This is a genomic window from Phycisphaeraceae bacterium (genome assembly GCA_019636735.1).
Taxonomy (GTDB): domain Bacteria; phylum Planctomycetota; class Phycisphaerae; order Phycisphaerales; family SM1A02; genus VGXK01.
Window position 1 is genome coordinate 17776 of record JAHBWY010000007.1, and the last position, 21781, is coordinate 39556.

Here is a 21781-nt window from a genome sequence, read left to right on the forward strand (position 1 = left end):
GTACCACCAAAACGGGCCAGCCGCGAACCTCCGGGCCACTCGATCGCCCTTGCGTGAAGAGCATTTCGCTCCACGGCTCCGCGCAGTCCCCCGGTGGTCGAGGCCGTCTTGGCGATCGTGCTGGCATCGGATACTTTCACGCGATGCTGTCGATGTCGTTCGCCTCCCGCAGCGCGGGCGCGCTGCTGCGGTCGTTCCGCGCCACCTGCGCCCGCATGCGGGCCCTGCTGCCCTCAATCGTGGCCATGACGATCGTGCACTCCGCCGCTCTCGCCAATCCGCCGCAGGCTTCAGCACCTCCATCCGACGAGGTCGTGGTCCACCTTGTGACCGGCGAGGTCCTGCGCGGAACACTCGTCGATTCAACGGCTGGTGAACTCGTGCTCGCCCACGCGATCCTTGGCCGCCTGGTCGTTCCCCAGTCGTCCGTTGCCCGAGTTGAGTCGATCCCGGTCGTTCCGCCTCCGAAGACGGTGAACGGGAGTCTGGACTTTGCAGCGGTTCCGCCCGATTCGGAGGACCTGCTCGAAGATGCTGACCTCCTCGCGCCTCCGGCGGATGCCCAAGCGGTTGCCGCGGGTCGCGCCCCACGCAAGGTAGGTGACCCTCCGCGACCAGCGTGGGCGGCGGGGCGTGTCGACTTGCTTGAAACCGACGAGTCTCTGCCTCCTCCGGGCACGGTGGAGTGGCTCCTGAGCGCCCAGGCGGCGCTCGCCGGGGTGAACTCTGACGACACGCAACTCGATCTTCGCGTCGCGGGCACGCTCACTCGACGAACCTGGACCGATCGCTGGACGACCTCCGCCGAGTACTTCCTGAGCCTCGTGGACAGCCAGACCACGGACAACAACCTGCTCGCGACTTCGGTCTACGACTACTACTTCATCCCGACGAACTGGCTCGCCTTCGGCAAACTTCAGTACCAGTACGACCAGTTCCAGGCGTGGGAGCATCGACTCAGCGGGTATGCCGGGTTCGGCTACCGGATCTTTCATGAGCGGCCACTTGCCATCACCATCAAGGGCGGATTCGGTGCAACGCGCGAGTTCGGAACCTCCGATGAGTGGACGCCCGAGGCCTACGGCGAGGCGGCTCTTGCCTGGTGGATCAACTCATGGCAGACCCTCGAAGCCAGCGTGAACATTGCGCCGAGTCTCACGGACTTCGGCGACTACCGGATCCTCGCTCGCCTCGACTGGATCGTTCGGCTGAATGACCAGGGACTTGCCTTCGTGGGCGGGCTGCGGAACGAGTACCAGTCGGATGTCCCACCGGGCAGCACCAACAACGACCTGCGCTACTACCTTGGCGTGCGATATGACTTCTGAGCCACCCCAGGCCTCCGCGCCCAGCCATCAGCCGAGCCCCATTCGGGTCCGCCCTCTCGAACTCCGCGATTACGACGCGATCGAGCGCCTCTGCCAGGTGATCTACCCCACCGAGCGGCCCTACACCATGAAGGAGCTCGAGACGCACCATGCGCTCTTTCCCGAGGGGCAACTGGTGGCCGAGTCGGTGGAGCACGGAACGGTGTCGGGCACGCTCGCGTCGCTCATCATCCGATGGGATGACTATCGAACCACGGCGCCTTGGAGCACCTTCACCGCCGGTGGTTCATTCGCCAATCACGATGCGCGCCATGGACGCACGCTCTACATCGCGGACATGATGACCGATCCCGCGCTTCAGCATCACGGCATCGCCCATGCGCTCGCCGCCGAGGCCATCGAGGTCGTGAAGCGCCGCGGGCTGCTGCGCAAGCGCGGCGGTTCACGGCTGCCGGGCTATCACCTGCATGCGTCGACCATGACACCACGCCAGTATGTCCGCGCGGTCGTCCGCGGCGAACTCCACGATCCCACCCTCTCGTTCCATCTGCACCAGGGCTTCAAGGTCTTCGGCGTCGTACGCGGCTACCTGCCCCATGATGACGAAAGCCGGGGCTGGGCGGCGTTGACGGAGTGGGTCAACCCGCGTGTCGCCTCACCGGAGCAGTTGCAGGAGCATCAGCGCGCCGAAGCGCAGGCCATTGCCGGCGACGATGGTGCATGACGAGCTCCGCGATGCGCCGGGCCGCCCCTGCGCGCGAAGAGGCGCGGGCGGCGGCACGCATCGCGACGAGCGAGGGCGTGGCCTGACCGCAAAGCAGGCGATTGACGCGCTCTGTCAGCGCGTCGAGCGACGGTATCTGCTGGGCGGCGCCACAGGCGATCATTTCGGCCGCGTTGTGCTCCTCCTGGCCGGGAATCACCGAGGTGATGAGCATGGGAAGCCCCGCAGCCCGACACTCGGCGCTCGACAGCCCACCTGGTTTGCCAATGAAGAGATCGGCCGCCGCCATCCAGATGTGCATGCGATCGGTGAACCCCTCGAAACGCAGGGTGACTCCGGGCCGCAACAGCCAATCGGCCGCCTTGGCCTGAAGGTCGCGCTTGACGGCCGCGGCGTGACCACAGATGACAATGACCTGCGCGGGACCGTTGATGTTCGCCAGCGCACAGACACAGCGCTCCGCCGGCCCCACGAAGGCGCCACCGGTTGAGAAGAGGATCACCGGGCGATCATGATCGAGGCCGAGCGCGCGTCGAGCCCATGGCGCTGGAGGCAGGCGCTCGAAGGCGGGATCGATGGGAATGCCCGTTTCGATCACCCTGCTCGCGGGCACCCCCGCCGAGGCGAGCGTCGCGGCCGCGCGCGCCCCGGAGACGAAGTACCGATCCGTCTCTGGCCAGATCCACATCCCATGCGCGTCGACATCGGTCACGACCGTGTTGAGCGCCACCGTCGCCCCCCCGCGGCGCATCGCCGCGACGAGTTCACTGGCGAGGAAGTGGGTCGAGACAATCGTCTCCGCGCGGCTTTCATCGACCAGTCGGCGAACTCGCCCGAGGGCCCGCCAGAGGAGGCGCCCCCGCAGGCCCGAAGCCGCGGGGCGATCGAAGCGGTGGTAGAGCCAACGCAGCATGCGCGGTGCGCGTCGGACGAGGCCGAGGTACGCATCCCGACACACCACGCTGACGATCCGCGGGCTCTCATCGAGCAGATCGACGATGCGCACCGGAGTCGACTGACCTCTCTCCTCGAGCGATTCGCGCAGAGCGACCGCCACGGCCTCCGCGGCGCGCGTGTGTCCGCTGCCGACACTGGCCGTCAGCAGGATGATGCCGCCCGATGCGCCTTCGACGGCTCGACATGGGGCAGCGGGAAGGGCAATGGTGGGTCGATCCATGGGTCGGGATCCTCGGTGGGAACGGCGCCGCTCTCCTCCAGGCGGCGCCATGACTCGTTGAATGCAAGCCCGTCGAGCAGCTCGAGACGCCCATCCTCGTGTTCAACGAGCGCCGTGCAGCTCTCCACCCAGTCGCCGCAGTTGGCGTAGGTCAGGCCCTGGTCGACGCGGAGCTCGGCCTTGTGAATGTGGCCGCAGACCACGCCATCACACCCTCCACGCTCCGCCTCGCGCCGCAGCTCCTCCTCGTAGTGGGAGACATACATGCACGCGCGCTTCACACGGAGTTTCACCGCCTGCGCCAGCGAGTGATAGGGAAGCCCGAACATGCGACGGCCGGCGTTCCACAACCGATTGGCGCGCAACAGAACCTCGTAGCCGGCGCTCCCGAGCATTCCGAGCCAGGGTCGGGTGCGAACCACGAGGTCATAGTGGTCGCCATGGCAGACAAGAAGGCGCCGACCATCGGCACACTCGTGCTGTGCCGCCAACTCCACCCTGATGCCGCCAAACTCCATGCCTGCGTAGGGTCGGGCCGCATCATCGTGATTCCCGGGCAGGTAGATGATTTCCACGCCCTTCGAACTCAACTTGAGCAGTCGACGAAGGACCGTCGTGTGCGACGCCGGCCACTTCCATCGCTGCCTGAGCCACCACATGTCAATGATGTCGCCCACGAGGTAGAGGCGGTCACATGTGACCCGCTTCAGGAAGAAGGCGAGGTCGTCCGCGCGGGCACTTCCCGTCCCGAGGTGGGTGTCACTGATGAAGATGGTTCTGAAGCGCGTTCGCACGAGCCCTCCTGGTCTGACCATTGATCGACACCCGGCGCTCGCCCACCGTGAGCGGTCGCCCAAGGGGAGATTCACTCCGCGCGAAGTCTGCGCAAGGGTCCGGGGCCCCGGTATGATCGGCCCATGGAGGCAACTCGATGACATCGATGGTCATTGCGGCTGGTCGAACGCGCCACTGGAAACTGGTGCTGATCGACGGCGTTCTTCTCACGCTGCTCGGCGTCCTGCTCCTCATCGGGGCGATCCTGCCGCGACCGTGGATCCTTGAGGCGTTCGTGCAGGGGCTCGGGTTCTTTCTGGTGCTGGTGGGCGCAGCGGGCCTCGTCACCGCATTCCGCCTGCACGAGGTTGGTCTTCGCTCGGTGCTGCTCTTTCTCGGGCCGTTCCTGGCCATTCTGCTCGGCTTCGGCGCAATCTTCGCGCCGGCGGTTGCGGCGGGAAGCGCCGTTCAGGTGTTCGGCGCACTCTCACTCGCGGGCGGCATCTTCCAGATTGTCGCGGCGCTCTCCATGCCGGGGCGCGAGCACTGGGGCGTCCTGCTCCTCAACGGCGTGCTGACCGCCATCGTGGGCGCCATCATGCTTCTCTCCCCGGGCATCGCCTTTCTCGTCCTCGTGATCTTCTTCGGTGTCGAGCTCATTCTGCTCGGTGCCCACCGTGTCCGCGCCGCCCTTCGACTGCGGCGACTCGCCGCCTGACCTGATTGACTTCGAGTTCCGACATGCCGACCGCCACGACCACGCGCCGAACCCGCACCGCCCGCCCCAGTTCCCGACCGAAGAGCGCCTCCGCCGAGCGCGGCCGCGCCGGTGCAGGCGTCATCCGCGCCTTCATGCGCGAGCACTTCCGTCACTTCAATGCCGCCACGGTGATTGACGCGGCGGACGGATACATCCGGCACCTCGACAAGGGCGGGCGCATGCTCGTCACGCTCGCCGGCGCCATGAGCACGGCGGAACTCGGGCGTTCGCTCGCGGAGATGATCCGACGCGACAAGGTGCACATGATCTGCTGCACCGGGGCCAACCTGGAAGAGGACATCTTCAACCTGGTGGCCCACACCCACTATGAGCGCGTGCCCCACTGGCGCGAACTCCCGGTGACCGAGGAGACGAAGCTTTACAAGCGCCACTTGAACCGCGTCACCGATACCTGCATCCCCGAGGAGGAGGCGATTCGACGACTGGAGCGCGCGGTCCTCGATGAGTGGGTGCGGGCGGATCGCGCGGGTGAACGCTACTTCCCGCACGAGTTCTTCTATCGCATCCTGCTCTCGGGCAAGCTCAAGAAGTTCTACGACACTGATCCCGCAAACTCCTGGCTCCTGGCCGCCGCGGAGCGCCAGTTGCCGATCATCGTGCCGGGGTGGGAGGACAGCACGCTTGGCAACATCTATGCGGCCCATTGCATCGAGGGCGATGTCAAGCATGTGCACACCGTGCGAAGTGGCATCGAGTACATGATGGAGCTCGCGGAGATCTACGAGCGGACCGCTCCGAAGAACCCGATCGGCTTCTTTCAGATTGGCGGCGGCATCGCCGGTGACTTCCCCATCTGTGTCGTGCCCATGTTGCACCAGGACCTGCGCCGCACGAAGGTGCCGCTCTGGGGCTACTTCTGCCAGATCGGCGATTCAACGACAAGCTACGGCAGCTACTCGGGCGCCAGTCCCAATGAAAAGATCACCTGGGGGAAGCTCGCTCCGACCACGCCGCGTTTCATGATCGAGAGCGACGCGACCATCGTGGCCCCGCTCATCTTCGCCTATGTGATGGGGATGTAGGTCACGCCAGATGGCGCAGCGCGGGTCATCGAACGGTCATCGTGACGATCCCATCGGGCGCGACGGCGACCCGCCGGATGAGACCTTCATCGACCTCGGTGAGGAGAGCGCCTTCCCGGGCCCCATCGAGGTTCACGATGACCCTTCACCCATCCCGCCTCCGGGCGGCACGCCGGGCGGAGCACGGAGCCCAGGCTCCCGTCCCCCCCCACCACCACCCGCGCCTTCCGCCGCCCCAACGGATGCGCGAAGCGGCGCGGGACCGCGCCCCAGTCAGCGCGATGTCTCCGGCACCGTGATCCGGCAGGATCGTTCGGTCTTCAGCCAGCCGGGCGACGATCGCGCAGTTCGAGATCGGATCGTCATCCTGGGCCGACGAGCGAGCGGCAAGACGGTCTTTCTCGCGCGCCTCTACCACGAGCTCTTCCGCGGTTCGCACGGCCTGTCGATGCAGGCCCTCAACGGGCCCTCGCACCTGCGCTGCCTCAGCGCCATGGATGACCTTGCCCGCGGCCAGTGGCCTGCGGCCACCGCCGAAAGCGCCGTGATTGAACTCGAAGTCTCCTACCCCGGCGGACGCGAGCGGCTCGTGGCGCTCGACTACCCAGGTGAGGTCTTTCGCCGCGCGTTCGTCGAGGAACTCTCAGGTCCCGATGTGGCCACGCTGCTTGACCAGGTGGATCACGCCGCGGCCGTCATCATCCTCATCGATCCGGGTTCAGTCCTCTCGGCCCCCCCCGGAGACCGCGTGGAGGAGGACTTCGGTTCCATCCAGGCGCTCCGGCGCATTCGTGCGACGCACCATGGCGCCCATGTTCCGGTGGCGGTGGTGCTCACGAAGTTCGATGTTCATCGCTCCATGGTCGAAGCCGCGGGTGGACTGCGCGCCTTTATCCAGCGCTACTATCCGCCGCTGGTGCGCGAGGCCCCCGGCGCGAAGGCCTTCGGGTGTGCAGCGGTGCGAGCCATTCCCGACCCGATGGGCCGAACGGCGCCGCAGGTTCGAGGTGAACCCGAGGGATTGATCGAGCCGCTCGTCTGGTGTCTCGAGCGCATGGGCCGGCTTCGCCGCGAAGAGTCGCGCGAAGCTCTGCAGAGCGAGCAATCCCGTCTCCTGGCCGACGCCATTCGGGCGGAAGAGGAGGCGGAGCGGCGGGAGCGGCGCGTGCTGACTCTCATCTGGAGCTTCGTGGCGTTCGTCGTCATCGTCGGCGGCTTCATCGCGTGGTATGTGCTTTCATCTTGAGGAGGCTTTGCGTCGACCATGCGATTGGGCGTTCATCTCCTTGCGTCTCAGCAGGGCTACCGCACGCGTGCGGCCAGTCCTGATGTGACTGGCGAGGAGCAGCGGGCGCTCGAAGCACTCGTCTACGGGCAGTCGAACGACCCTGACTTCCTGCGCTCGCTGGAGCGGGAGCCCGCCGTGCTCGTTCGACCTCTCCCGAGCGGTCGCTGCGCCATCACCCGTCTCTTTCAGGGAAGCCCGGATGATGCCGGGCGCGCCACGCTGGACATGCGCACCCTGCTCTGTCCGCTTCCGGACTACGAGCACCTGGTCCGGGGCGACCTCGAGCAGATCCTGCAACGACCTGAGCTCTGGGCCCGCGAGCGCTTCGAGGAGGCGCGCGTGCTCGCCTTGGCCCACCCGCCGAGGAGTGCGCCGCCGACCATCGGCCCCCGAACCCTGCGACTGGTTGACGCCTACCTCGATGCGCTTGATCACAAGCGTCCGACGGTGCTGCTTCCTGACAGCGAAGCGCATCGGCGGGACCTGATCAACCTGGTGCGCGTGCTCGCCTCGGAGGATCTCGCGCAGGTGCGCTGGGGCCTGCGGGTGCTGTCGCTTGCCGGTGACCCTGATCTTGTGACGGGCGTCGGCGCCGTTGATCGAAGTCGACGCACGATTCTCATGCCGGACCTGGAGACTCCTCCAGCCCACGAAATCGTGCACTTCCTTGCGGTGAACGCCGCGGCCATCCGGGTGCTTCCGCCCATTGCGAAACTCCGGGGAGGCGAGTTGTTGAAGTGGATGCTCACGGTGCAGAACGAGCCCGCCTCCGATGAACGGGCCGTACCAGCGCCGGGGGCGTCAACCATCTTTGAATCTGCTCCCCACCGCCGAGTCACTCGCTCGTCAGGCAAGGTGATGGCGCTCTCGATCGCAGCCGCCGTGATCATCACGGGCGTGTGTCTCGGTCTGGTGATCACGCTGCTCTTCCTTCGCGATGCGAGAGATTCGGTGCCACCGGGCCAGCAGGCCGCACCGCAGGCGAGCACCGATGAAGGAAGCGAACCTGAAGCGATCGTCCAGTCGCGCGAATCGTTGCGAGCGAGAGCACTTTCGCGTCCTGCAACTCGCTCGTCGGGCGGCACCGCAGCACCCGAAGCTTCCCCGTCTCCAACGCCCTCTGTCCTACCACCTCCCGAGTCCCGTCCGCCCGACGGAGCGGCGCCCCCCGAACAGCCTGCGTTACCGAGCGGAGCGCCCGCAAGCACTCCGGCCCCTGTGCCGAAGCCATCGACTCCACCCGCCGGCGCACCACAACCTGACGACTCCCGGGAGCCAGCCACTCCTCAGACGCCGTCCGCCAAGGCGCTCGCGGTGATCGAGGCTGAGCGGAGGCAGATCGCCGCTCAGATGGGAGCCTTGGTGGAGCAAGTCGCCCAGCTTCAGAAGGCTCTTCAATTGGCCGCCAGCAGCGGCTCCGCGTCGCGCTGGGATGCAGCCCGCTGCACGAGAGTGCTCGAAGCAATCGACCGCGTCGACAGGGTCCTCAGCCGAAGTCCGCTCGTCTTCTTCGAAGAAGAACTCAAGCCATGGTCGCGCACTCCTCCCCCCGTCTTCTCCGATCTGGATGACTTCCTTGCGCAGATCCCGGCGCTCGTCGCCGCACTCGACGCGACCACGGCGCTCACTTCGGAGGATGGCCTCAACGCGCTCGTGACCCGACGCAATGCGATCGACGCCGCCGGTCGCGCCACCTGCGCCGGTCCACTGAGCGCCCCGATTCGAGAGAGCACCCAGCGCTTTCAGCGCACGATCAACCCCTTCGTGCCCATCGACGACTTGCGACGCTTGAACCGCGAACGCGCGGCCAGCACACAGGAGCGCTTCCGGCGCGGCATCCGCGAGGGTCTTCGCCGCTTCGCTGACGACCTCGACACCGATCTTCGCGACGCGCTCCGGGCCGCAGCCGCGGCGCCGTGAGCCGACTCAATCGCGCTTTTCAAGGTAGGTGTAGCCCGCGAGCCCGCTCTCGTAGGCCCGAACGAGCTGGGCGCTCTCGGCGACGCTCATCTGCTTGGTGCGCACGGCCCGTTCGCACTCGCGACGAATCTCCGCAAGCAGCTTGTTCACATCGTATTGAACATAGCTGAGCACTTCGCGGACCGAGTCACCCTCGATGATCTCGTCGATCCACCACTGCCCATGCTCGTCGAGCTTGACATGCGCCGCATGCGTGTCGCCGAAGAGGTTGTGGAGATCGCCGAGCGTCTCCTGATAGGCGCCCACCAGGAAGGCGCCCAGCAGATACTCCTCGCCCTCGCGGAAGTCGTGCAGCTCGACGAAGCGCTTGATGTCGTGATCGTCGACGAATCGATCGATGCGGCCGTCGGAGTCGCAGGTGATGTCGGCGAGCGTCGCGCGTCGAGTCGGCCGCTCGGACAGGCGGTGAATCGGCACGATCGGGAAGAGCTGGTGAATGGCCCAGATGTCGGGAAGGCTCTGGAAGATCGAGAGATTGCAGAAGTAGGTGTCGCTCAGAACACTCTCGAGGTCGTCGAGCTCCTCGGGAACCTCCTCGAGCTCGCGCACCTTGTCGCGGATCTTGGCCGCCGTGGCCCAGAAGATGCGGTCGCAGAGGGCGCGGTGCTCCAGTGACATGTACCCCAGCGAGAACGAGCGCATCGCCTCGTCGCGGGCGTCGAGAATGTCGTGGTAGTGCTCGAGAAGCCTTCGCTCCGAGACATTGCGATAGACATCGAAGAGCTCGATGAGCGGTCGCGGCAGTTCATCGCCCTTCGGCGCCGCAGGGAGCTCCGCAGGCACCGTGAAGCGATCGAGCCGATTCGCACCGAGCACATCGAAGACGAGCACGCTCTGCTGGGCGACCATCGCGCGGCCGCTCTCGGTCACGATCGTGGGATGCGCCACCCCCTCCTCGTCGCAGATCGACATGATCTTGTAGACAACATTCGTCGCGTACTCAGGCAGCGTGTAGTTGGTCGAGAACTCGAAGCTCGACTGAGTCCCGTCGTAGTCGATGCCGAGGCCCCCCCCGACATCGATGTACTTCATGCCTGCCCCGAGCTTGGCGAGCTGCACATAGACGCGGGCGAGCTCGCTCACTCCCGCGTTGACCTGACGAATGTCGTGAATCTGGCTGCCCATGTGGCAGTGCAGGAGCTGAAGGCAATCCTGCATCCCGCGGCTCTTGAGGAAGTCGAGCACCTCGAGCACTTCGCTCAGGGAGAGGCCGAACTTCGCCTTGGCGCCGGAACTGTGGCGCCAGCGTCCCGCTCCCGGGGCCGAGAGGTTCACGCGCACGCCGATGCGAGGCATGATCATGTAACGCTCGGCGAGCTCCACGATGAGCTTGAGCTCAGTGAGATTCTCGATGACCGGAATGATGGTACGCCCGAGCTTTCCAGCCAGCGTGACGAACTCGATGTAGCGCTCCTCCTTGAAGCCGTTGCAGATGATGAGGCGCTCGGGAGCATCGCTCGTCATGCCCAGCACGGCGAGCAGTTCCGGCTTGCTTCCCACTTCGAGTCCGAAGCCCAGCGGGCTGCCATACTGCCGCACCTCTTCCACCACGCGGCGCTGCTGATTCACCTTGATCGGATAGACGCCGATGTAGCCCCCCTTGAAGTTCTGCTCGCGAATGGCCGTCTGAAATGCGTCGTGCAGATCGTTCAGTCGCCGCGAGAGCAGGTCGGAGAAGTGCAGGAGCACCGGCGTCTTGAGACCGCGATCCTGGATTCCCTTGACCACTTCGAAGAGATCGATCTCGCGCCCCGGCTGACGCGTCGGCCGAACCACGACATGCCCGCGCTCGTTCGCGTCGAAGAATCCCTTGCCCCAGCCGCGCATGTTGTAAAGGTCGATCGAGTCCTCGACGGTCCAGCCGGGCTCGATGCCATTTCGAGGCGAGCGCTGGCGCTGCGCTGAACCCGCCGCAGCGCTGCCGGCCTGCGGTTCGGTCGAGGGAACATGGTGCGTTGTCATCGTCGGAGCGTCTCCTGCCCGGACCGAAGGCACACCGCCTTCTCATGTGACCACCGGGAGTGCGTGAACAATCAATATAGGCGTACCGCGCCAAAATGGAAGCGACTTCAGTGCGGTAGTCTGACACGCATGCGACTCTTCACCCTCCCTTCGATGGCCTTGTTGACGCCACGATCCGCTCCACGGTGGCTTCCGGTGACCTTCACACTCCTGCTGCTGACCGGCACCGCCTCGGCTCAGGCGCCGGCCGGCGCTGAACCCGGATTGGCCCCCGCCCGACTGGAGCGATGGCTCGACGATGGCGACACGGCGCTGATCACCCAGAGCTTCCGTCGCCACCCCGAGCAGGTGCTCGCCTTCTTCGACAACCACCTCGAAACAGCCATGAAGATGATGGAGCAGAGGGCGGCCTATGAAGATGTGATGAAGGAGATGCGGAAGGGCCTCCGCTTCGGACAACTGGCCAGCGAAGCATTCCGGGATCCCATCTTCGGGGAGTATGCCGCCAACTTCGCCAGTTGGAGCGACGCCGAGCGTCGGAACTTCCGGGCGGGTCAGCAGGCGTACCGCTCGGGCGCACGGGCGCTGCGCGACGGCCGGAGTGAGTCGGCCCGCGACTTCTTCCAGCAGTCCCTGGACCTCGCGGAGCCGCTGGGTGATGCCTGGGGTATGCAGATGTCCCTCCGCGGACTCGCCCAAGCGAACTTCGCCCTCGGCGAGTGGCAGGCCGCCAGCGATACCAGCATCCGGGCGATGGACCTCTCCGCACGGCTGCAACTCCGTACCGATGAGATCGAACAGGCCCTGCTGTGCGCGGAAGCGCGGCACCAGTTGAAGACTCCCGACAGCGGGCTTGGGCATGCGCGCCTTGCGTGGTCGAAGCTCAAGCGGACCGACCCGCCGGCCCTTCGACAGAAGGCGGGCGACGCGCTCGCGGCGGCGCTCGAGCGGACGGGTCGCCCGGAAGAGGCGGCCAAGATCCGCGAGGAAGCGTGCGCCCCCGCCGCGAAGGGTGAGGGGGAGGGCGAGGGTGTGGGCGATTCGGCGACACCCGCGTCCGACGGTTGAGGTCCCGCGTCGAAGCCGAGGTCCGGCGACAGAGTCAAGATCAGGCGTCTGAGCCAAGGTCCAGCGTCTGAGTCGAGATCAGGCGCCGAATCGAGGTCAGGCGTCGCGCAGGCTTTCGGTGATCGCGATCTCGTGCATCCGCACGCTGGTCCGGTCGAGCGCCTCCTTCGCTTGGTGCAATCGATCGGGATCGACCGTCTCAAGGCTTCCGCGCTCCACCGCGTCAACCAGCGACTGAACTTCGGTCATGGCCTGTTCAAGCTGCGCGAGATACGCCGGCTCAAGGCGCGATCGGACGCGATCGAGCGCATCGGCGATCCACTTGAGGTCGAGCCGAGCGTTGACCGCGAGATCGATCAGCCGATGCCTTCGCATGTCATCCCTGGCGTGGAGCACGCTCTCGACCTCCATCTGTTCCACTTCATCAGCAGTCAGGCCGCAACTCGGAACCACCTGGACCCCGGCGCGGCGCCCGCTTCGACGCTCCACCGCGCTGACGGTGAGCACGCCATTCTCATCGACGAGGAACTCGACCTCGATCTGCGGAATGCCCGCGGGCATGGGCGGAATGCCTCGCAGATCGAAGCGAGCGATCGACCGGCAATCACGGACCAGTTCCCGCTCGCCCTGAAGGACATGGATCAGGACGGAGGTCTGGCCGTCGACGCTCGTCGAGAAGCGCTCGACGGCGCGGGTGGGCACCGTGCTGTTTCGCATCAGAAGTTTCGCGACTCCCCCGCCGCGCGTCTCGATGCCGAGCGAGAGCGGAATGACATCGAGCAGCAGAAGATCGCGCCGCGCGCCGTCAACGATCGCAGCCTGCACCGCCGCACCGAGCGCCACGACCTGGTCGGGATCGAGCGCGATGTAAGGTTCGATCCCGAAGAGCCCTGCCGCGGTGCGGCGGACCGCAGGCATGCGCGTCATGCCGCCCACCATGACGACGCGATCGATGGCAGGCCTGCCCGCGTCTTCGAGGGCACGGCGACAGCACTGCGCCACGCGCTCAAGCAGCGGCTCGACCGCTCTCTCAAAGTCCTCCCGGCGAATGACGACTTCCTCGCCGTTCTTCCCAAGTCCCGATCGAAAGAGCGCTTCGTCCATCTCCGAAAGGAGTCGCTTGACACGCTCCGCCTCGCGCCGCAGCCTGCGAGCCTCGGCCGGACTCGCCTCGCTTGCACCGGGCACAAGTGACTCAAGCGCGCGGTCGAAGTCATCGCCGCCAAGGCGCGTGTCACCTGCGGTCGAAAGCACTTCGAAGAGCGCGCCATCCTCGGCCCCATGTTCAATGCGCAGCAGAGAAATGTCGAAGGTCCCGCCGCCGAGGTCGAAGACCGCGACGGTCTCCCCCTGCCGACGATCGAGCCCATAGGCGAGCGCCGCCGCCGTGGGCTCGTTGACGATGCGCTCGACCTCGAGACCCGCCAGCCGTGCCGCATCGCGCGTCGCCTTTCGCTGCGCGTCATCGAAGTACGCAGGGACCGTGATCACCGCGCGCCGAACCGTCGCGCCGAGTTCCCGCTCGGCGATCGTCCGCAGCGCGTCAAGAATGCGCGCCGCCACTTCCTGCGGTGTCCGAACGCCGTCGGGCGTGGCGAACGCGGCGATTCCACGAGGTCCCTCCGCAAGGGCCAATCGAAGATCCGCCGCAAGGGCGCGGCTCTCCGATTCGCTGCGCCCCATGAAGCGCTTGGAACTGGCGATCGTGACGCTCTCGGGCGGCGGATCGGGGTCGTCGCGTGCTGGCCACCCGACCAGCGGCGCCTGGCCCGATTCGAATCGCACGACCGATGGCAGCAGCGAGCGGCCTTCCGAATCGCTCAGCGCACGCGGGCCGCGCTCATCGCAGATCGCCACCAGCGAATGAGTCGTGCCGAGATCGATGCCGACGCACGGACCTCGCTCACTCACGGATTCGGCTCCGAAGGCTCGGCTCCCGTCCCGGCGCCATCACCCGAGGATGGCGGTGCCGCGCGGCGCTCCTCCGGTCGCGGAGTGCCGATCGTCATCGACCTTCGATCGGAAGCCTCGGGCAAGCGCTCGAGCGCCGCGTCAAATCGGCGCCTCGCAATGGGTTCGAGCAAGGTTCGCATCTCCGTCACACTGCTCGGTTCACCACGACCTTCCCAAGTCCGCTGCCTCGTGTCGCACCACACTTCAAGGCGCACTCGAACGGAACTCTCCCGATCACTCTCCGGAAACCCGTAGCACCAGCCTGTGCGGGCCAGCAGCGACCGGAATGAGGCGATCTCGGCGTCGGTCATCGCGCCACTCCAGGTCGTGTTGCTGTTGAAGGCCGCCATTCCGCCGCCATACTCAAGATCGCCCGCGGGGGTCACGCGGAAGAGTTCGTAGGACTGTTCCGCAGGTTTCGCGATCCAGAGGAGGAGCGAGTCACCTCCGGTGCGTTGCGGTCGCCGATCCGATGAGCCGAGGCCCTCGCACCCGCCGACGATCAGCAGCATGACCATCGCGACGCTGAGAAGCATCACCGCGCCCGATCGCACCACGCGCTGCTGATCCGACGCGACCCGCGGCGCCGTTGGCCCATCGCGCTTCACATTCACTCGGACGCTGCGAATCATGGAGCGCGCCGACGGAACCCCGTGTAGGGATTCGGACCGAAGTCATAGCGGATGGGAAGGAAGCGATCGGGCGCCGGATCCCGGCTCCACGCCAGTTCAGCAAGCGCGCGAAGGATCCGAGCAAAGGCGGGGTCGGGGTCGGCGCCAGCGGGCATGCTCCGAGCGAAGATCCAACGCTCGCCATTCGCGGAGAGCGCAAGAATGTGAATGGTCTCGCCTCGCTCGGGAATCACGAGCGCCGGGTTCCCGGTGAAGTCGGCGTTGGCTGGATTGGTGAAGCCCAGATCGCGCGCAAGGCGCCAGAGATCGGCCACCTGCTGTTGGTAGAGCATGCGGACGCGCCCCGGCCTCTGCGACCAGCTCACGCTCGGACCTGAGTCATGGAGAAGTGAGCCATCGGCAAGCAGAATGAAGTGCCCGGGTCGAAGCTCAACGCGCCCCTGGTCCGGCACGCGCGGCCCTGTCAGGATCACCGCATCGAGCGTGAAGTCATCGGGAGGTCGCTGGAGTTCATCGACAGCACCGGGCGAGCGCGCCGCTTCGTCGGTGGCGCAGCCGGGCATCGACCACGCCGCCAGCAGAAGCACCACGGCGACGATCGACGCAGCATGTCGCAGAGATGACGGAGGAGCCACGGCGGAAGGGTACACGCGACGGGTCGCCTCGGTACCCTTCGTCCATGCGAACGAGCGTCGCCTGGATCAACGACTACCTCGAACCGAACGCCGATGCCGACGAGCAGGCGAGCGTGCTGACCCGGGTCGGTCTCGCCTTCGATGGCCGGGAACCGCTCGATGACGGCGATACGGCGCAGGAGATCGAGACCACCAGCAATCGAGGAGATTGTCTCTGCCACCTCGGCCTCGCTCGTGAGATAGCCGCCGCGACGGGACGACGACTGAAGACACCGGGTGCCACCATCTCCGGTGGTCCCCGCCGGGCCTCCGACAGCGTGCGCGTCACGGTCGAAGACACCGTCGGCTGTCCGCGGTACACGGCCCGCATCATCCGGGGCGTTCGAGTGGCACCCAGCCCCGAGTGGATGCAGCGACGGCTCCGCGCCATCGGCCAGATTCCGCGCAACAACTTGGTGGACTGCACCAACTTCGTGCTCTTCGAGATGGGGCAGCCGACCCATGTCTTTGATCTCGCCGCGCTTCGAGGTGGCGAAATCAGGGTCCGCCGAGCGAAGGCTGGCGAGCGCTTTCTTCCCCTGGGAGAGGGTGCGCATGCACTCACCCTCGTTCCTGAGGATCTCGTGATTGCCGATGGGGAGCGCCCCGTAGCACTCGCCGGCGTGAAAGGCGGTGCCGAGACCGCGGTGACCGCGCAGACTGTGGATGTGCTTCTTGAAGCCGCGACCTTCGACGGTCCGCTGGTCCGCGCAATGTCGCGTCGCCATCGGGTCACAAGCGACTCCGCCTATCGCTTCCAGCGCGGGGTCCATCCGATGGACATCGATGCCGCCGCGGCGCGGCTTGCGGCGTTGATCTTGGAGACGGCCGGTGGAACGCTCGAACTCGGGGTGGTCGAGGCGGGCGCGCCAGCACCGGCGACCCGAACGGTGTCCATCCGCCCGGCCCGGGCGAGATCCCTGCTGGGGATCGACCTTGGCACGGGCCGGATGCTGGAACTGCTCGAAGCGCTCGAACTCGCACCGGTCGAGCGAGGTGATCGAATCGAGTGCACCATTCCCCCGCGCCGCATCGACATCGAGCGGGAAGTGGACTTGATCGAGGAGCTCGCGCGCACCCACGGACTCGACGCGCTCCCCGTGCAGGAGCGGATCGAAGTTCGTCCGAGCGCAACCCAGCCGTTCATCATGGCGAAGCGCGCCGTTCGGGCGATGCTGGTCGGCGCTGGAGCTGTCGAGACCGTCACGCACACGCTGATCTCCGAGCGACTCGCGGCGGCCTTCCTCCCGCCACAGCATGCGCCGCTTCGCGTCGATGATGAGCGGGCCGGGGGCGAGCCGATCCTCCGCCCCAGCGTGATTCCCAGTCTTCTCCAGGTGCGCAAGCGCAACGCCGATGCAGGCGTCTCGCCGCTTGATCTCTTCGAGTTCGGATCGGCCTTTCACCTCGAAGGCACCGAGCATCGTGAGCGCGAGGTTCTCGGCATGGTGCTTGACGCGGGTGAACCGGGACGACCCTTGACGGAGTCGACCGCGACCGCCGGATTCCGACGATTGCGGGGCGTGGTCGAGAGACTGGCGACACGACTGCTTGGAAGCGGTGTACGCGTCGAGGTCCGAGCGGAGCATGCGGACGCAATCTCGCCTGCACCGGCGCTCGCTCCCGCCGCGGCGATTCTCTGGAACGGCGAGCGCGTGGGAGTGGCGGGCATCGTCACCGCGGCGGTGCAGCAGGCGTGCGGACTCGATGTCGCCGTAGTTGCCGCCGAACTCGAGATCCGGCGATTCATGGACAACTACCCCGCCGAGGTCATCGCGCAGCCGATGCCTGCGTTCCCGGCGATCGAGCGCGATCTCTCGATCCTCGTCGACGAGGGGACGCCATGGGAGGCGCTGGCCCGGACGGTCATCGAGGCGAAGGCGCCTCGCTTCGAATCGTTGGCGTTTGTTGGGACTTATCGCGGTGCGCAGACCGCGGGGCGCAAGAGCGTCACGATGCGTCTCCACTTCCGGGACCCCGCTCGCACGATGAAGCGCGAGGAGGCCGACGGCGCCGTGGCGACGATCGTCGCCGCGCTCAGCAGGGACCACCGCGCGGAGCTGCGGGCGTGACCACCAGCGGGCCGGGCCACTCTTCCGCGGCACCCGCCGGAGTCGCGGCGATGACTGTCGAGGCGTTCATCGAGGCGCTCGCGGCGAAGACGCCTGTTCCGGGCGGCGGCGCCGCCGCGGCGCTCGCGCTTGCGCAAGGTTCGGCGCTCGCGGCGATGGTGGTCGCCTACTCCCTCGGCAAGGCCTCACTGGCGGCCCATCAGACGGCGCTCGAAGAGGCCCGGCGCGCGCTCGAACAGCAGCGTCGCCACGCGGTGCAACTGGCCGATGATGATGCCTCCGCCTACGCGCGTCTCAACGCGGCCATGGCGTTGCCGAAGGATGATCCAACCCGCGCGTCACGCATTGCCGAAGCGGCCCGCTCCGCAATCGTCCCACCACGGGAGATTCTCGACTCCGCAGCGGAGCTTCTCGAGCGCGTGAGCAGCCTCGTGCCGATCACCGCGCCCATGCTTCGCAGTGACCTCGGCGTGGCAGGTGCGCTCGCGCATGCCGCCGCCGAAGGAGGCGCCTTGAACATCCGCGCGAATCTCTCGCTGCTGGCGAGTGATCGGGAGAGCGTTGATCGCGCGAGCGGCGCCGCCCTCGCGCGGGCTTTGGCGGCGCGAGCATCGCTGGATGCGGCCCTTGAGCGCGCCGCGGCGCGATCGTGATGTTCGGCGTCGTCACACTCATCCTGATCGGAGCACTCCTCGCATGGCTTCTCGCGGTGATGGGCGTCGCCCTCGAAGCACTGCGACCGCGTCGACGCACGCTCGCGTGGGCCCTCACGATGGGCAGCCCCGCCGACCCCGAGGAGTTGCCAGACATGAAGGGCCGCTTTCGGCTGCATCATGCGCGACTCTCCATTGGTCTTGAAGTCCCATGCTGGGATCTCGAGGGATTGGCCCCCGCGGGTCCACTCGTCGTCATCGTGCACGGATGGGGGCGCTCGCGCTGGGATTCGTTGCGACGCGCGCCCCTCGTCCTCCCCCACGCCTCGCGCGTTCTCCTTCCCGATCTTCGCGGCCATGGCGAAGCGCGAGGGCTGACCCGCCTCGGCTCGATTGAGGCCGATGACCTCATCGCACTCCTCAACGAGCGCGGCGCGCTCGATGCTGGCGCTCCACCGATCGTCGTGATCGGCCACTCGATGGGGGCCGGTATCGCGGTCCGCGCAGCGCTCCGCTCACCGGCGATCCGGGCCGTGATCGCGCTCGCCCCCTACAACCGCGTGCGCACGCCAATCTCGGCTCGACTGACGCTGAGGGGGCTGCCATCCGCGCTCCTCGTGCGCCCCTCGCTCATGGTGCTCCGCACTCTTGGCGTGCGCGATGATGCGTTGACCGACGCGGCGGCTGGGCTCCTGGTTCCGCTCACGGTGATCTCGGCCGAGAGTGACCTCATCTCGCCAGCCCAGGATGGTCGAGCGATCGCCGCGCGGGTGCCCGAGGGCCGAGGAACCTCTCACCTGCTGCCTGGAAGCGACCACGCGGAACCGGGCACCGCCGAACCGGAGCGCTACGCGAAGTTGGTCGTCGACGCACTCGTCAGGGTGACGAAGCCTTCGTCGGGCGAAGGAAGCTGAAGCGATAGACGAGGCCCCGATTGTCCGCGGCGAAATCCCAGAGCTGGGGGCCGACGAACTGCGAGATGAACTCGGGATCCATCTTCCGCAGGGTGTCGATCATCTTGGTCGGGAGTTCGACGCCGACGACCTCGCTGACGACGCGACCGCGTTCGTCGACAAAGTCGAGCACTTCCGACTTCCCATCGGAAGCCATGAGGGCCTGGCGTGTGACCTCGAAGCCGGCGACGGTGTCGAACCAGCCCCATCCGACCAGCGGCCGCGACGGAAGGAGCGACATGGCCGCCTTCTCCGCGGGGGACTGGATGGGACCGCCGCCGCCCTGCGCCGTGCTGCGCAGCGCCTGCTCCACCTTGGGCGTCTGACCAATCAGCATGAAGCCGCCACCAAAGCCGACGGAGAAGTCGTCGAGTGTGAAGATCGTCTGGCCGAGGAAGTCGCGGCTCTGCATGCCAACCATCGGGGCGAACATGTTGATGAGCGGCAGCACCGCTTGCTCATCGCTGCACGCAAGCGCGATCGTGTTCGACTGGCCGTCATCATCGGCGGGCGTGGAGACGGAGGTGAACACATGGAGGTCCGGTCCCAGCGCCGCGAAGGCGCTTCGAAGCACCGGGCCGTAGGCCTGAAGCATCGGCTCGATCTCCTGCGCATACATTTCAGGAAGACTGGCGACCGTGCCATCGACCACCTTCATCAGATCCGCAAAGGCAATGTTCATCCGGCCGTAGCCAATGGCATCGGTCGGAACGACCGCCGGTGCCGCGCCCGGCGAGGCGGTGCTCAACAGCGAAAGCAGACCCTTGCGTCCCCCAGGCGAGAAGATGGACACGGCCCCGTCGATCTGGCCAATCGAGCCATCGAAAGTCAGCGAGCCGCCGTAGGCCTGAATGTCGCCAAAGAGCTGGGTGAGCAGCGGCGACGCCATCGCCATCATGCCGCCGCCCGCCTCCTGGACGAGCGGCTGAAGCGGTCCGGTGCGGAGCAGAATCTGCACATCGCCCTTGCCGAGTTGCGTGAGGGCATCCCGGGCATCCTCCTGGTCGGTCACGAGGTTCTTGGGCGGCGAATCAATGTTCGCGAGCGCATCCTCAAGTCCATCAAAGGTGGACGCGAAGACGAACCTCGCGCCATCGCGCACATAGGCGATGCGCTCGACCGCCCCGAGTTCATCCATGGGGTTCGGACCGAGCGGTGACGGGCCGGAGCCTCCACCCTGCTGCGGGAGATCAATGATGATCGCCTTGCGACCTCGCACATCGCGACGCGTCACGCGGTCAGGCGACTGCTTCTCAATCTCCTTGATGTTCGCTTCGAAGAACGCTTCCATCTTCTCGGCGCCATCACCCCAGTCGAAGACACCCATGAAGGTCGACTCGAGGACATCGAGCTCCTCGTTGCGATCGAGGTACCCGGCAAGACCTCCACTCACGGGCCAACTCAGCGTGTCCTCGGGAAGCTCGAGTTCCTTGAGACGGTCGGTGAGACCATCCTTGAACTCCTTCCAGTCATCGGCGACCGCTCGCTGGACCGTCTCGCTCTGCCAGAGCGCAAAGAGCGGTGTGCGCTGGAAGCGCTCCACCGAGCCCCGGATGTCATCGGCCATCACCAGCACGAAGCTGCGCGACGGCGCGATCGTGCGGATGGACACCGAGTCGTCCGCCTGCGCCGGGCCATGGGCGAACACCATCAGGAGCGCTGCTGGCGCGAGCGCGACCGAGGCACGACGCGAGCGGGAAGCCGCGCGGTGCGCAGCAACGAAGGGGGTGTGTGAGTTCATGGGAGTGTCTTGAAATCGGCGATCAGGAACCGCTGCCATCTCGAAGCATCGGGGGCACGCCTGCTCGCGTTCTCGAGGGCGGCTCGTGGTACTTGTAACCGGAGTTCGGGTTCCGCTTGTCGTAGGCGAAGGCCTCGCGATTGCGCAGGAAGTCCTTCACATATCGCGAGGGGATCGCGAAACCCATGTTCTCGCCGAACATGAGCTTCATATTGGTGATGCCGATCACTTCGCCGCGGGTGTTGAAGAGCGGGCCACCGCTGTTTCCCGGGTTGATGGGCGTGTCCGTCTGGATATAGGTTCGTCCACCCATGCTGCGACGCGGCGTGCTGATCACGCCCTGGGTCAGCGTGCGCTCGAGCCCGAGAGGATTTCCGATCGCGAAGACCGGCTGACCGATCTCGAGGCGCTCCTCGCGTTCGAGTGGCGCGGGGACATAGGTGCGGCCCGGCACTACTGGAAGCTGTACGAGCGCCAGGTCCATTTCGTTGTTCACCGCGATCAGTTCCACATCGTCAATATCGCGGCGCGTCAGCGAACCGTCGGCCTCGGGGAACCAGACCGTCGCCTGAAGCTTGGTCTCGCCCTGCACGACATGGGCGTTGGTGATGGCGTGGCCTTCGCGATTGATGATGACACCTGAGCCGAGACCGCTCGGTGTCCGCACCTTGATGACCGATGGGCCGATGATCTTCGCGTGCTCCTTGGGCGACATGGTGGGCGAGTTCACCGCCACGAAGAAGAGATCCTCCGCAGCCACCTCGGCGGCCTGCGCCGGCGCCGCGGTGACGATGTCGCCGACATCTTCAAGTTCGAGAACCACGACATCGGGACCGATGTCCACCCAGACCCGGCGATCCGTGCGCTTCAGGATCTGACCTTGGACGACGGCCCCGCTCTTGAGGGTGACGACATCCTTGGCGTCCTCAGTGACGGCGCCAAGCGCCACGGCAACGATCAAGGCCTCGAACATGGTGTGGATCCTCGGGAGTGCAAGAG

18 protein-coding genes are annotated in these 21781 nt (G+C 66.4%); 10 read left to right on the forward strand and 8 right to left on the reverse strand.

From position 1 onward, the window contains the following. Positions 1-53: 53 nt before the first annotated feature. A complete protein-coding gene (locus KF724_10520; GenBank protein ID MBX3356113.1) occupies positions 54-1328 on the forward strand; it encodes a DUF481 domain-containing protein in 1275 nt (424 codons plus the stop codon). Next, positions 1318-2052 (forward strand): GNAT family N-acetyltransferase, encoded by a 735-nt coding sequence (locus KF724_10525; GenBank protein MBX3356114.1) that lies wholly within the window; start codon positions 1318-1320, stop codon positions 2050-2052. Before KF724_10520 ends, KF724_10525 begins: the two co-directional genes overlap by 11 nt. Here the strand turns inward: KF724_10525 and KF724_10530 are convergent. Together KF724_10530 and KF724_10535 are read right to left on the reverse strand one after the other, a co-directional pair. Further along, positions 1967-3229, reverse strand: coding sequence for a hypothetical protein (locus tag KF724_10530; GenBank protein ID MBX3356115.1), 1263 nt, complete (start codon positions 3227-3229; stop codon positions 1967-1969). The genes KF724_10525 and KF724_10530 overlap by 86 nt on opposite strands. After that, the gene (locus KF724_10535; GenBank protein ID MBX3356116.1) at positions 3151-4023 is read right to left on the reverse strand and encodes a UDP-2,3-diacylglucosamine diphosphatase; all 873 of its coding nucleotides are present in this window, start codon (positions 4021-4023) and stop codon (positions 3151-3153) included. Before KF724_10535 ends, KF724_10530 begins: the two co-directional genes overlap by 79 nt. A 137-nt stretch (positions 4024-4160) precedes the next feature. Between KF724_10535 and KF724_10540 the strand changes: the two genes are divergently transcribed. From KF724_10540 to KF724_10555, 4 genes are read left to right on the forward strand one after another with little or no spacing between them, the layout of a single operon-like run. Beyond that, entirely contained in the window at positions 4161-4721 is a 561-nt protein-coding gene (locus KF724_10540; GenBank protein ID MBX3356117.1) for a DUF308 domain-containing protein, read from the forward strand. 23 nt (positions 4722-4744) lie between these two features. After that, on the forward strand, positions 4745-5806 hold the full coding sequence (locus tag KF724_10545; protein MBX3356118.1) for a deoxyhypusine synthase family protein: 1062 nt from the start codon (positions 4745-4747) through the stop codon (positions 5804-5806). A gap of 10 nt (positions 5807-5816) precedes the next feature. Next, a complete protein-coding gene (locus KF724_10550; protein ID MBX3356119.1) occupies positions 5817-7052 on the forward strand; it encodes a hypothetical protein in 1236 nt (411 codons plus the stop codon). Positions 7053-7070: 18 nt separating this feature from the next. Further along, a complete protein-coding gene (locus tag KF724_10555; protein ID MBX3356120.1) occupies positions 7071-9014 on the forward strand; it encodes a hypothetical protein in 1944 nt (647 codons plus the stop codon). Between the two features lie 6 nt (positions 9015-9020). Here KF724_10555 and speA read toward each other — a convergent pair whose 3' ends face one another. Further along, positions 9021-11036, reverse strand: coding sequence for a biosynthetic arginine decarboxylase (gene speA / locus KF724_10560; protein ID MBX3356121.1), 2016 nt, complete (start codon positions 11034-11036; stop codon positions 9021-9023). Positions 11037-11165: 129 nt separating this feature from the next. Between speA and KF724_10565 the strand changes: the two genes are divergently transcribed. Then, complete coding sequence (locus KF724_10565) at positions 11166-12104, forward strand: hypothetical protein (protein MBX3356122.1); 939 nt, start codon at positions 11166-11168, stop codon at positions 12102-12104. Between the two features lie 96 nt (positions 12105-12200). Here the strand turns inward: KF724_10565 and KF724_10570 are convergent, their stop codons facing one another. The 3 genes from KF724_10570 to KF724_10580 are packed head-to-tail and all read right to left on the reverse strand — an operon-like array spanning position 12201 to position 15324. After that, complete coding sequence (locus KF724_10570; protein MBX3356123.1) at positions 12201-14015, reverse strand: Hsp70 family protein; 1815 nt, start codon at positions 14013-14015, stop codon at positions 12201-12203. Continuing rightward, complete coding sequence (locus KF724_10575; protein MBX3356124.1) at positions 14012-14689, reverse strand: hypothetical protein; 678 nt, start codon at positions 14687-14689, stop codon at positions 14012-14014. The genes KF724_10570 and KF724_10575 overlap by 4 nt, the downstream gene beginning before the upstream one ends. Continuing rightward, positions 14686-15324: a hypothetical protein gene (locus KF724_10580; GenBank protein ID MBX3356125.1), complete on the reverse strand. Its 639-nt coding sequence runs from the start codon at positions 15322-15324 to the stop codon at positions 14686-14688. Before KF724_10580 ends, KF724_10575 begins: the two co-directional genes overlap by 4 nt. 44 nt (positions 15325-15368) lie before the next feature. Here KF724_10580 and pheT point away from each other — a divergent pair, with 44 nt between their 5' ends. Genes pheT through KF724_10595 form a run of 3 tightly spaced genes read left to right on the forward strand, consistent with a single transcriptional unit; the run spans position 15369 to position 19002 of the window. Next, positions 15369-17435 (forward strand): phenylalanine--tRNA ligase subunit beta, encoded by a 2067-nt coding sequence (gene pheT, locus KF724_10585; protein ID MBX3356126.1) that lies wholly within the window; start codon positions 15369-15371, stop codon positions 17433-17435. Continuing rightward, positions 17432-18088 carry a cyclodeaminase/cyclohydrolase family protein gene (locus KF724_10590; protein ID MBX3356127.1) on the forward strand — a complete coding sequence of 219 codons (657 nt, stop codon included), beginning with the start codon at positions 17432-17434 and terminating at the stop codon, positions 18086-18088. The genes pheT and KF724_10590 overlap by 4 nt, the downstream gene beginning before the upstream one ends. Next, positions 18088-19002 carry an alpha/beta fold hydrolase gene (locus KF724_10595; protein MBX3356128.1) on the forward strand — a complete coding sequence of 305 codons (915 nt, stop codon included), beginning with the start codon at positions 18088-18090 and terminating at the stop codon, positions 19000-19002. Before KF724_10590 ends, KF724_10595 begins: the two co-directional genes overlap by 1 nt. Here the strand turns inward: KF724_10595 and KF724_10600 are convergent. Continuing rightward, the gene (locus KF724_10600) at positions 18965-20782 is read right to left on the reverse strand and encodes a hypothetical protein (GenBank protein ID MBX3356129.1); all 1818 of its coding nucleotides are present in this window, start codon (positions 20780-20782) and stop codon (positions 18965-18967) included. The two genes, KF724_10595 and KF724_10600, sit on opposite strands and share 38 nt — an antisense overlap. A gap of 22 nt (positions 20783-20804) precedes the next feature. Further along, positions 20805-21755: a trypsin-like peptidase domain-containing protein gene (locus KF724_10605; GenBank protein MBX3356130.1), complete on the reverse strand. Its 951-nt coding sequence runs from the start codon at positions 21753-21755 to the stop codon at positions 20805-20807. Positions 21756-21781 lie beyond the last annotated feature (26 nt).